The organism is Embleya sp. NPDC025285, assembly GCF_055558835.1.
The window spans coordinates 190,685-202,003 of the sequence record NZ_JBVHLU010000005.1 but is presented as its reverse complement, the minus strand read 5'-3'; the positions used below and the strand labels follow the sequence as shown (position 1 = coordinate 202,003).

The following is an 11,319-nucleotide window of genomic DNA, read 5'->3' as shown; positions in this document are numbered from 1 at the left end:
GGCCCTCTTTCCTTTCCCGGTTTCCCCCCCCCCCCCCCCCCCTCTCCTCCTTCCCCCCCCCCCCCCCCCCCACCGGGCGATGGGGCGGCACCCGGTCGGTGTCAGCCGTGTGGGTGGGGATGGCGGCGGTCCTCGCGGAGGAGTTCGGGGAGGGTCACCGCGCCGGAGCCGTAGCGGCTGGCGACGTCGTCGGGGTTGGAGATGCGGCAGCGCTTCATCGACAGGCAGCCGCAGCCGATGCACTGTTCCAAGCCGTCCCGCAGCCGTACCAGAGCCTCGATCTCCTCCTCCAGACGCCCACGCCAGGCCCGACTGATCTTCGCCCAGTCGGCCGGCGTGGGCGTGCGGCCCTCCGGGAGCTTGCCGAGCGCGTCCTTGATCTCCTCCAGCGACAGGCCGATGTTCTGCGCCGCGCGAATGAACGCCAGGCGCCGCAGGATGTGCCGTTCGTACCGGCGTTGGCCGCCGGTGGTGCGACTCGCGCTGATCAGCCCCTCGGCCTCGTAGTAGCGCAACGCGGATGCCGCGAACCCGCTGCGTGCGGTCATCTGGCCGACCGTCAACAAATCCGTCCCGGTGAGCACGCCGCCTCCTGAGATCCCGGCCCGGCGGTCCGGTCGATTCCGGATTCGTCCGCTTGACCTGAAGTGCACTTGAACTTGCAGTGTAGAGGGGCAGCCCATCACCGGGTGGGGTGTGGATTCCCCTGGAGATCACCATGCCTGTCGCACTCATCACCGGCGCCTCGCGGGGACTGGGCCTGGCCCTGGCCCGCGCGCTCGCCGCCCGATCCTGGACCCTGGTCCTGGACGCCCGTCGAGCCGCCGACCTGACCCGCGCGGCCGACGAACTGCGCGACCTCGGGGCCGAGGACGTGATCGCCGTTGCCGGCGACGTGGCCGACCCCGCGCACCGCAGCGAACTGCGGGACGTCGTCCGCGAGTCGGGTCGGCTCGACCTGCTCGTCAACAACGCGAGCGTGCTCGGCCCGAGCCCGATGCCGCCGCTCGCCGACCACTCCGTCGCCGACCTGGCCCGGACGTACGACGTGAACGTGTTCGCGCCGCTCGCGCTCACCCAAGCCAACCTGCCGCTGCTGCTCGGCGCCGGCCGCGGCGCCGTCGTGAACATCAGCTCGGACGCCGCCGTCAACGCCTATCCCGGCTGGGGCGGCTACGGCTCCACCAAGGCCGCGCTCGACCACGTCACCGCGACGCTCGCCGCCGAGCATCCGGACCTGGATGTGTACGCGTTCGATCCCGGCGACATGAACACCGATCTGCACCAACAGGCTTTCCCGGGCGAGGACATCTCCGATCGGCCGGCCGCCGCGACAGTGGTGCCGGCGCTGTTGCGGCTGCTCGACGAGCGGCCGGTGAGCGGCCGGTACACCGTGGCCGAGTTCGCCGCGGCGGTGACCTCGTGAGCACCCCGGTCATCCACGACGCGACCGAACCCGCCGAGGCGCGCGGGCTCGCGCGGGACGGGATCCGGCTCCTCGTGCACTCCGAGGGGCGGGTCGAGCACACCGTGTTCCGCGACCTCGGTCGCCACCTGGGGCCCGGAGACCTGCTGGTGGTGAACACCTCCGCGACGCTGCCCGCCGCGGTGGACGGCTACCGGGCCGACGGCTCGCCGGTGACCGTGCACTTCGCCACCCGGCTCGACGACGAGACCTGGGTGCTCGAACTGCGGCACGCCGACGGCACGCCCGGACCGGTGGACGGTGTGCGCCGGTTCGAGGCGGTGCGCTTTCCCGGCACCGGATGCGGGATGGCGCTGCTGCTGGAGGCGTACCCGAAGGAACATGCCCGGCAGCGGCTGTGGAAGGCACGGATCACCGTCCCGCAAACGCGGGTGGAGACCTTCCTGGCCGAGCGCGGGCGCCCGATCGCCTACTCGTACCTGCGCGAGCGCTGGCCTCTGACGGCCTATCAGACCGTCTTCGCGCGGGACGAGGGCAGCGCCGAGATGCCCAGCGCCGGACGACCCTTCACCCACGAACTCGTGGTCGACCTGATCACGCGCGGCGTGGCCATCGCGCCGATCGTGCTGCATACCGGGGTGTCCTCGCAGGAGGTGGGGGAGCCGCCGCTGCGTGAGTGGTTCAGCGTGCCGGAGCACACGGCCGCCATGGTCCGGCAGGCCCGCCGGGTGGTCGCGGTGGGCACCACGGTGGTCCGGGCGCTGGAATCGGCGGTGCGCGACGACGGCGAGATCGCGCCCGCGAGCGGGTGGACCGACCTGCTGCTCGGCCCGGACCGACCGGCCCGCGTGGTCGACGGCCTGATCAGCGGCCTGCACGCGCCGGAGGCCACCCACCTGCTGCTGCTGGAGGCGGTGGTGGGCCCGACGGTGCTGCGCCGGGTGTACGACGAGGCCCTCGCGGAGGGCTATCTGTGGCACGAGTTCGGCGACAGCACGCTGCTGCTTCCCTGACCCGGACGACGCCCGACCCGGACGATCCGACGCGCGCACGCGGTACCGCCCGAGTTCACCGCACGAGTTCGGAGACCGGACCGTGTCGGTGTCCCGTGCCTCCCGGCGGGAGATCGCGCCGGGAGCGCACCCACCACAGCACGATCACGCTCGCCACGGCCGCCACGGCACACCACGTCGAGGCGAAGGAGTGGAACCACAGCCGCATCGTGACGGCCGCACCGACGGCGCAGACCAGCCCCAGGATGCGGAGCAATCGGTCCCGCGCGAGCAACAGCGACCCCAGGGTCGCGACCAGGTAGCCGGCGATCACCCACGGGGCGGCCGGGATGCCCACCGAGTAGCGCACGGTGTGCCCACAGATCTCGGCGTTCACCGGGCGGGTCGCGACCGCGTGTCCCAGCGCGCCGGCGACCACCAGGCCCAGCACGATCAGGACGGTCGCCCGGACCCGCTCCCGGCCGCGCTCGAGCGGCCATTGCGCGGCCAACACGGCGAGCGGGACGAACGCGGGCAGCAGCGGGAAGGCGATCACGGCCCAGGCCTCGCGCGCGATCTCGGCGGTGCCCGGGGACACCGCGCCGCGCTCGCCCTTCCACACCACCGCCTCGATCAACTGGTGGGCGCCCAGGATCACCGGCAGCATCGCCATCGGAAGGTCGTTGATCCGTCGCACCGACGCGACGCTCGCTATGCCCACGGCCGTGATGGCACTGCCCATCACGAGATCGGCTTCGGCGCTCCAACACACGGCTGCCTCGTCTCGCCAGGGAAGGTTGTGGTCGGGAGGGTTGTCGGGACGCCTTTCAGCGGGGTGGTCGAGTGGCTCGTTCCGTGGCAGGCGTACCCGTAGTCGATGTATTCAACAGTTCATACGCTCATTCGGGCGCAGTAATAGCCGTGGTCTCGGTCACGTTCGCGTGTAGGGCGCACGTACCGCCGGCCGGCCCCGTTGGTCGGGGCCGGCCGGAAGCGGGTCGGAGCGGGTCAGTTGCCCGCGGTCCACTGCTCCCAGGTCAGGTTCCACGCGCCGTAGCCGTTGTCGGCCGCGACCGGCTTCTCCTCGTTGCCCTTGACCTGCACGATGTCACCGCGGATCGAACGCTCGTAGAACCACTTGGCGTTCTCCAGGGTCATGCTGACGCAGCCGTGGCTGGTGTTGGCGTTGCCGAACGGGTTCGTCGTCGCCCACGTGTTCGCGTGCAGGAACGTCCCCGACTCGGTGATCCGCATCGCGAACGGCACGGCCTTCTGGTCGTACTCGTTGCCCAGGCCCACCGTCTGCGAGTTCATGTCGAGCGTGGGGTAGCGCTCCTCCATCACCATGATCCCGTTCCACGTCGTGTACTTGGGGTCCTCGCCGGCCGTGATCGGGATCGTCTTGACCACCTGGTCGTTCTCGGAGACGGTCATCGTGTGCGCGTTGGCGTCCACCACGGCGATCCGCTTGGTGTCCGAGATCTTGAACGAGAAGCTCTTGAACTGCTTCGACATCACGCCGCCGCCGAGGTCCACGCCGCGCAGGTTCAGGTCCACCTTCACCTGGGTGCCGACCTGCCAGTAGTCCTTCGGCCGCCACTCCACCCGCGAGTTGCCGAACCAGTGCCACGCGCCGTCCACGGCCGGGGTGGGCGTGACCTTGATCGCCTCCTGGACGGCCTTGTGGTTCTTCACCGGCTCGTCGAACGTGATCGAGACCGGCTGACCCACGCCCACCGTGGAGTCGGCGTCCGGCATGAACGTCGCGGTGGCCGGCCGGGTGGGGTTGAGCACGGTGAACGCCGAGGTCGCGGTGGTCGGCTTGTTGTCCGCGTTGGTCGCGGTCGCGGTCACCGTGTACTTGCCGCCGTACATGAACGGCACCTTGGGCTTCCACGCGTTGCCCGCCAGCGCGCCGTCCACGCTCTCGCCGCTCGCGTTGGTCACCTTGACCTCGGCGACCTTGCCACCGCCGACCGCGATCGTGACCGGCGCCCCCGGGTCGACACCGGTGGCCTTGTCCGCGGGGGTCAGGGTGACGACGGCGGGCTCCGCCGGTCCGGCCCGATTCTCGCCCGCGGCCTTGGCCGGGTCCGGCGTCGTCTTCTTCGCGTCGTCCTTGTTGCAGGCGCCGGTCAACAACAGCGACGCCGCGACGAGTGTGGCGACTCCGGTGCGTCGGATGATTCGAGACATGGACAGGGTCCCCCGTGCTCGGCCGTCTGGTGAACTCACCTGAGGGACGCTGCCGGCGCCGCCGGCGTTGCGCGGGGGACCCTGTGATCGCGATCACTCGGGAGGATCGCCGGGCGACGCGGGCCTGTCGCGTGGCGCGATCGTCACGCCCGGCTCACTCCTTGGTCGCACTGGTCGACAACCACTGGGCCCAGGTCAGGTTCCACGCGCCGTAGCCGTTGTCGGCCGAGACGGTGCGCTCCTTGGAGTTGACCACCTTGACCACGTCGCCGCGATCCGCGTGGTCGTAGAACCACTTGGCGTCCTCGGGCGTCATGCTCACGCAGCCGTGGCTGGTGTTGGCCCGACCGAACGGCGGGTTCGCCTTGTCGTACCAGTAGTTGCCGTGCACGAAGGTGCCCGACGTGGTGATCCGGACCGCCGACGGCACGTCCGCGATGTCGTACTCCTTGCCCAGTCCCACGGTCGCGGAGTTCATCCGGGTCTGGGTGTACTTCTCCATCACCACCATCACGCCGCCCCAGGTGTCGTACTTGGGGGACTCGCCGGTGGTGACCTTGGTCGTCTTGACGACCTTGCCGTTCTCGGTCGTGGTCATCGTCTTGGCCGCCACGTCGACCGTGGAGATCCGGGCCACGTCGGAGATCGCGAAGTTGAAGCTCTTGTACTGCTTGGAGCCCGCGCCGCCGCCGAGGTCGACGCCGCGCAGGTTGAGGTCGACCTTGACCTTGGTGTTGACCTTCCAATAATCCTTCGGTCGCCACTCCACGCGGGTGTTGCCGAACCAGTGCCACGCGCCGGACACCGCGGGCGTCGCGGTGACCTTCATCGCCTTCTCCGCCTCGGCCTTGTTGGTGATCGGCCGGTCGAAGCGCACCGAGACGGGCTGGCCGACGCCGACCGTCCCACCGTCCGGGAAGATCGACGCGGTCACCTCCTTGCCCAGCGTCTGGGTGGTGAACTTGGTGGAGATCGTGGTCGGCTGGTTTTCCGGGTTGTTCGCCGTGGTGCTCACCGTGTACTGGCCGCCGGGCGTGAACGGGACCTTCGGCTTCCAGGACTTGCCGTCCGCGGAGAGGGTGCCGTCGACCGCCTCGCCCCTGGCGTTGAGCACCTTGACCGAGGCGATCCTGCCGCCCTCGACCGCGAAGGTGAGTGGATCGCCCAGGTCGACGCCGGTCGCGCCGTCCTCGGGCGTCATGGTCACCTGCGGGGCGGCACCCTTGGGCGGATCCTGCGGCTTGCCGGACTCGGCTCCGGCGGTGGCACCGGCCGTACCGGGGGTCACCTTGGAATCGCTGCCCGCGTTGCTCGTCTTGTCACCCTTGTCCTCGCCGCCCAGCAGCCCGCAGGCCCCCGTGAACAGGATCGCGCCGGCGACCAGGACGGCCGGAACGGTGCGCCGTCGCATCGCTTTACCTGCCACGTTTCGGGATTCCCTTCAAACGGGTCGAAAAGATGGAGGTCGCGCGACGCGAGTCTCCGCATCATTGACTGTCGGAGGGCCCCTCAGGTTGCTCCCCGGGCGATGTGATGTACGTCTCGTATCGAACGTGGCAAGCCCGGATCGGGCCGCGTCCGGAGGCGGTGGTCGGGGGCCCGCGAGGGCGGTCGAGCCCCGACGGCACAGGGAATTCCCGGGTCGACACCCGGTTCGGGGGCCGCGTCCGGGTCGGGCGGGACGACCGTAGGGCCCGATCGTCCCCGCGCATAGCGGCTTGCGCGGACGACATCGGCAAAGATATACGCGCCGCATCGCAGTCGGGCGGAATGCCCGGACCTCCTCCGTATCGACCGAAAATCGGTATGGATGGACGGATTCCGGCCGGCCACACGCGGCGGCGGCACGGCGTCGCCGTCGACGTGAGACTGATCACCGTCCGGGCTCTCGGCGGTGGGATCCGCCCGGATCCGTGCCCGGTGCGACCGGCACACGCCGCGCCGTGTCGCGGGTCGTTGGGGTGGACTCGCCCGACCGCGGGCCGGGTGGGTCCGACTGCCCCCGTGCAGGTGGGTGACGGGTCCCGAGCCGCTCTCCCGGATCGAGCACGCCGCCGACCGGTGTGCTGGTGGGGCAGCGGGCGAGCGGCGATCGGGCCCGCCCGGCGCGATCGGCGCGACCCGTCGGTCGTAAGGATCGGCGCTCTCCGCGCGCCCCCGGCCGGCCCCTGCGGTGGTGGCCCGGGGCCGGTCGCCGAGAGGGTTGCGGCGCGTTGAACGGCGTCCCGTCGAGAAGGGTAAGTCACGGACAAATCAGGGCGGTTGACGACACGTCAGGCTACGCCTGCGTCCGGAAGGTCGGTGTTGGGAACGTCCGGATCGCGCGGGTAGGCTCACGCCCGACCAGCCCCCGGCAACGAGGATCCGCTTGATGTCAGTTGCACACACGCCCCCTCGCGCCCGGTCGGAACGACCGCCCACGGGACGGGCACTGCTCGCCTTCGCGGCCGTGTCGATCATCACCGCCGGCGCGGTCGTGTGGGCGGTGTCCGCCGTCGGCTCGAAACATCGCACGACGGTCGCGGTGGGCGGCGTGGCGGTCGCGCTCGCGCTGGCCATCGCGGTCGCGGCCACCGTGTACGCGGTCGGCAGCGCGGATCGGCTGCGCGCGCGGATCGCCGAGATGGAGGGCGACGCGGCTCGGTGGAACGACGACAACCGGGAGCGGATGTCCGCGCTCGAGGCCGAGGCGACCCGGCTCGCCGACGAGACGCTGCCGGCGCTGGTGGCACTGCTGCGCGACGGCGCGTCGGTGGACACCGCGCTCGCCGGCGTACCCGCCCCGCATCACGAGGCGCTGGAGCGGATGTTGACGACCGTCGCCCGCGAGGTCGGCCAGGGCGAGCGCATGCGCGCCGCGGCGATGTCCGCGTGCGCGAACGCCGCCGGGCGGGTCCAGGCGCTGTCCACCAGCATGCTCGCCGATCTGCGCGAGATGGAGGGGCGGCACGGCGAGGAGGTCTTCGGTGATCTCCTGCGGCTGGATCACAGCACCGCCCAGGCGGGTCGGCTCGCGGACAGCATCGCGGTGCTCACCGGCGCCCGTTCCGGCCGTCGGTGGACCAAGCCGATCGTGATGGAGAGCATCCTGCGCGGCGCGGTCGGCCGGATCAGCGCCTACCAGCGGGTGCGGGTGCACTCGACCAGCGAGGCGACGGTGGCCGGCTACGCGGCCGAGGGCGTCATGCACGCGCTCGCCGAACTGATGGACAACGCCACCAAGTTCTCGCCGCCCTCCGAGCAGGTGCACGTCTACGTCGAGGACGTGCCCGCCGGCGTCGTGGTGACCGTCGAGGACGGCGGCCTGGTGATGGGCGAGTTCGCCCTACGGCGGGCCGAACAGGCGGTCGCGGCACAGGCGTTGGACCTGACCACGCTGTCCGGGACCCGGTTGGGCCTGGCCGTGGTCGGCTGCCTGGCCCGCAAGCACGGGTTGACGGTGTCGTTCCGCCCGTCCTCGCGCGGCGGCACCGGCGTCGTGGTGATGATTCCCCGGCAACTGGTCGGCGAGGCCCGGCCCGAGCCGCGCAAGCGGGCGGAGCCCGGCACGCGACCGCCGGCACCGGCGGCGGTGCCCCGACAGCCGGCCGCGGCCCCGCCGGTGTTCGAACCGGTGGCCGGGCACCCACCGGCCGAGCCGGAGCAGGCGCCCGAGGCGGCGCCCGCGCCCAGGCTCTCCGGGCTGGCCAAGCGCCGCCCCGGACAGACCCTGGCCGCCGCGGCCAAGGCGGCGGAGCGGGCCGAAGGGCGCTCGGACCCCGCTTCCCGAACGGCCAAGCCGCGCCCCGCGCCCGGAGCCCGCTTCGGCGCCTTCCGCCAGGCGGTCCAGGGCGAGAAGCCGGGTCGGGACGTGACGGCGTCCCCCGACGACAATTCCTGATCGCCCCTTCGCCGGGTCGTACGCAACGAGAGAACGGAGGCAGGGGTCGGCCATCCGGACCGGATGTCCGCCTCGGAAGCCCTATGAGCGCAACAGCACACGGCACCGACGCACAGCCGATCGGCACGCAGCGGCAGCCCGAGCGGGAACTCGACTGGCTGCTGGAGAACCTGATCAAGGGCACTCCGGGCGCCCGGCACTCGCTGGTGTTGTCCAAGGACGGCCTCAAGTTGTGCCGTACCTCGGGCCTGACGGTGGACCAGGCGGACCAGCTCGCGGCCATCGCGTCCGGCATCCAGAGCCTGTCGCACGGTGCCTCCATCGAGTTCGGCGACGGCAGCGGCGGCGTCCGACAGTCGATGACCGAGTTCCACGGCGGCATCCTGTTCATCGTCGAGGCCGGTGAGGGCGCGCACCTCGCGGTGATCGCGGACGACGACGCGGACGCCGGGGTGGTCGGCCACAACATGAACGAACTGGTCGAGCAGATCGGCGAGTACCTGAGCGCACCGGCCCGCGAGTTCGGCGAAGGCGGCCGATCGGCATGATCCGGCGACCAGTCGACAGCGGGGACCCGGACCGGCTGTACACGGTCACCAATGGTCGGACGCACGCGAACGAGGACGCGTTCGACCTGGTCACGCTGATCGTCAGCGAGTGCGAACCGACCCCGGGAATGCAGTCCGAGCACGTGCGGATCCTGCGGATGTGCGATCGCCCCACCGCCGTCGTGGAGATCGCCGCCGAACTGGGCCTGCCCGTGGGCGTGGTGAAGATCCTGCTGTGCGACCTGCTCGACACGGGGCGAATCACCGCGCGGCACCCGCGCCTGTCCCCGCGCCGGGCGCAACTACCCGATACCGAGATCCTGAAGCAGGTGCTCGTTGGACTCCACAACCTCTGAGCTCGCCCCGTCCGAGCCGGCCGTCCGTACCCCCCTGGCGAGCACCGCGAGCGACGGGCTCAAGATCGCCATCGTGGGCGGGTTCGGCGTCGGCAAGACGACGATGGTGCGCTCGGTGAGCGAGATCCGTCCGCTCAACACCGAGGAGACGATGACCCGGGCGGGCGTGGGCATCGACGACGCGCGTGCCGCGGACGGCAAGACCACGACCACGGTCGCGTTCGACTTCGGTCGGATCTCGCTCAACGACGAGATGGTGCTCTACCTGTTCGGTGCCCCCGGCCAGGAGCGGTTCTGGTTCCTGTGGGACCGGCTGTTCTCGGGCACGCTCGGCGCGGTGGTGCTGGTGGACCCGCGGCGGCTGGAGGACTCGTGGTACGCGATCGACCGGCTCGAGCACCACGGGATGCCGTTCGTGCTCGCCCGCAACAACTTCGGCCCGCCCGAGTACACCCTGGACGAGGTGCGCGACGCGCTGTCGCTGCCCGCCGACATCCCGATGATCGACTGCGACGCGCGCAGCCGCGAGTCCAGCAAGGCCGTGCTGATCGCGCTGGTGAACCACCTCTACACGTTGTCTGCCGCCCGGGAGCGCGCCCTGTGACCACGCCTTCGGACATCGACGACCCGAACGCCGCCGCGCCGCCGCAGGGTTGCCCCGCGCACGTGGACGGACCGCCGCTCGACCCCTCGCACCTGGGCGCCGCGCGGCTGGCCGGCCCGGGCCTGTGGCAGGACCCGCACCGGATATACCGCACGCTGCGTCAGGAGCACGGTTCGGTGGCGCCGATCCTGCTCGACGGCGACATCCCCGCGTGGTTCGTGCTGGGCTACCGCGAGGTGCACCACGTGACCGCGAACGACCAGCTTTTCGCGCGCGATTCGCGACGCTGGCACGCGTGGGACACGATCGCGCCGGACTGGCCGCTGATGCCGTTCGTCGGCTACCAGCCGTCGGTGATGTTCACCGAGGGGCCCGAACATCGGCGGCGCTCCGGGGCGATCAGCGACGCGCTCGCGGCGGTGGACCAGTTCGAGCTGCGTGCCCAGGCGGAGCGGATCGCGGACCGGTTGGTCGACGAGTTCGCGGGGGTGGGCGAGGCCGAGTTGATGGCCGACTACGCGCACCGGCTGCCCTCGCTCGTGGTGGCCCGGCTGTTCGGGCTGCCCGAGGAGGAGACCCCGGCGCTGGTACAGGACCTGGCCGCGTCGCTGGACGGCGGCGACGGCGCGGTCGACGCGCACCTGCGGGTGGGGGCCACGATGGCCCGGCTGCTGGAGCGCAAGCGCGAACGCCCGGGCGCCGACGTGCCCTCGCGGCTGCTCGCGCACCCGGCCGGGTTGGCCGAGGAGGAACTGATCCAGGACATGCTCGTGGTGATGGCCGCCGCCCAGCAGCCCACCGCGAACTGGATCGGCAACACCCTGCGGCTGATGTTGACCGACGACCGCTTCGCGCTGACCCTGTCCGGCGGCCGGCGCAGCGTCGGGCAGGCGCTCAACGAGGTGTTGTGGGAGGACACCCCGACGCAGAACTTCATCGGCCGGTGGGCGGTGCGCGCCACCGTGCTCGGCGGTCGCAAGATCAAGGCCGGCGACCTGTTGGTGCTGGGTCTGTCGGCGGCCAACACCGATCCGCAGGTGCGGCCGGACTCGCACCTCGGCGCCGCGGGCAACAACGCGCACATGTCGTTCAGCCACGGCGAGCACCGTTGCCCCTACCCGGCACCCGAGTTGGCCGAGGTGATCGCGCGCGCCGCGATCGAGGTGCTGCTCGACCGGCTGCCGGACGTGAACCTGTCGGTGCCCACCCGGGAGCTGGTCTGGCGCGACTCGGTGTGGATGCGCGGCCTGGAGAACCTCCCGGTCGAGTTCACCCCCGCGTACGTGGGCTGATCCGGGCCGGTGCGGGGGCGGGCAC

The 11,319-nt window shown here is 71.4% G+C and carries 11 protein-coding genes; 7 read left to right on the top strand and 4 right to left on the bottom strand.

Features of this window, described 5'->3' with window-relative positions; genetic code table 11:
• Nucleotides 1–101: 101 nt before the first annotated feature.
• Nucleotides 102–584 carry a redox-sensitive transcriptional activator SoxR gene (gene soxR / locus ACZ4FV_RS05685; RefSeq protein ID WP_395863218.1) on the bottom strand — a complete coding sequence of 161 codons (483 nt, stop codon included), beginning with the start codon at nucleotides 582–584 and terminating at the stop codon, nucleotides 102–104.
• A 134-nt stretch (nucleotides 585–718) separates the two neighbouring features.
• Here soxR and ACZ4FV_RS05680 point away from each other — a divergent pair, with 134 nt between their 5' ends.
• Nucleotides 719–1,426: an SDR family NAD(P)-dependent oxidoreductase gene (locus tag ACZ4FV_RS05680; protein ID WP_465321940.1), complete on the top strand. Its 708-nt coding sequence runs from the start codon at nucleotides 719–721 to the stop codon at nucleotides 1,424–1,426.
• Nucleotides 1,423–2,439: an S-adenosylmethionine:tRNA ribosyltransferase-isomerase gene (locus ACZ4FV_RS05675; protein WP_395863214.1), complete on the top strand. Its 1,017-nt coding sequence runs from the start codon at nucleotides 1,423–1,425 to the stop codon at nucleotides 2,437–2,439. The genes ACZ4FV_RS05680 and ACZ4FV_RS05675 overlap by 4 nt, the downstream gene beginning before the upstream one ends.
• A gap of 55 nt (nucleotides 2,440–2,494) precedes the next feature.
• On the opposite strand, the gene ACZ4FV_RS05670 is transcribed toward ACZ4FV_RS05675, so the two are convergent.
• The 3 genes from ACZ4FV_RS05670 to ACZ4FV_RS05660 all read right to left on the bottom strand — a co-directional run bounded on the left by ACZ4FV_RS05670 (nucleotide 2,495) and on the right by ACZ4FV_RS05660 (nucleotide 6,025).
• Nucleotides 2,495–3,139: a DUF6629 family protein gene (locus ACZ4FV_RS05670; protein WP_395863212.1), complete on the bottom strand. Its 645-nt coding sequence runs from the start codon at nucleotides 3,137–3,139 to the stop codon at nucleotides 2,495–2,497.
• Between the two features lie 287 nt (nucleotides 3,140–3,426).
• Nucleotides 3,427–4,614, bottom strand: a complete 1,188-nt coding sequence (locus ACZ4FV_RS05665) for a L,D-transpeptidase (RefSeq protein WP_395863210.1) — start codon at nucleotides 4,612–4,614, stop codon at nucleotides 3,427–3,429.
• A 154-nt stretch (nucleotides 4,615–4,768) separates the two neighbouring features.
• Complete coding sequence (locus tag ACZ4FV_RS05660; RefSeq protein ID WP_465321939.1) at nucleotides 4,769–6,025, bottom strand: L,D-transpeptidase; 1,257 nt, start codon at nucleotides 6,023–6,025, stop codon at nucleotides 4,769–4,771.
• Between the two features lie 960 nt (nucleotides 6,026–6,985).
• On the opposite strand from ACZ4FV_RS05660, the gene ACZ4FV_RS05655 reads away from it, so the two are divergent.
• The 5 genes from ACZ4FV_RS05655 to ACZ4FV_RS05635 all read left to right on the top strand — a co-directional run bounded on the left by ACZ4FV_RS05655 (nucleotide 6,986) and on the right by ACZ4FV_RS05635 (nucleotide 11,294).
• The gene (locus ACZ4FV_RS05655) at nucleotides 6,986–8,494 is read left to right on the top strand and encodes a sensor histidine kinase (protein ID WP_465321938.1); all 1,509 of its coding nucleotides are present in this window, start codon (nucleotides 6,986–6,988) and stop codon (nucleotides 8,492–8,494) included.
• Nucleotides 8,495–8,577: 83 nt separating this feature from the next.
• Nucleotides 8,578–9,042 carry a roadblock/LC7 domain-containing protein gene (locus ACZ4FV_RS05650; RefSeq protein WP_395863203.1) on the top strand — a complete coding sequence of 155 codons (465 nt, stop codon included), beginning with the start codon at nucleotides 8,578–8,580 and terminating at the stop codon, nucleotides 9,040–9,042.
• Nucleotides 9,039–9,398 (top strand): DUF742 domain-containing protein, encoded by a 360-nt coding sequence (locus tag ACZ4FV_RS05645; protein ID WP_395863201.1) that lies wholly within the window; start codon nucleotides 9,039–9,041, stop codon nucleotides 9,396–9,398. Before ACZ4FV_RS05650 ends, ACZ4FV_RS05645 begins: the two co-directional genes overlap by 4 nt.
• A complete protein-coding gene (locus tag ACZ4FV_RS05640) occupies nucleotides 9,379–10,002 on the top strand; it encodes a GTP-binding protein (protein ID WP_395863199.1) in 624 nt (207 codons plus the stop codon). Before ACZ4FV_RS05645 ends, ACZ4FV_RS05640 begins: the two co-directional genes overlap by 20 nt.
• Nucleotides 9,999–11,294 (top strand): cytochrome P450, encoded by a 1,296-nt coding sequence (locus ACZ4FV_RS05635; protein WP_465321936.1) that lies wholly within the window; start codon nucleotides 9,999–10,001, stop codon nucleotides 11,292–11,294. Before ACZ4FV_RS05640 ends, ACZ4FV_RS05635 begins: the two co-directional genes overlap by 4 nt.
• Nucleotides 11,295–11,319: the final 25 nt, after the last annotated feature.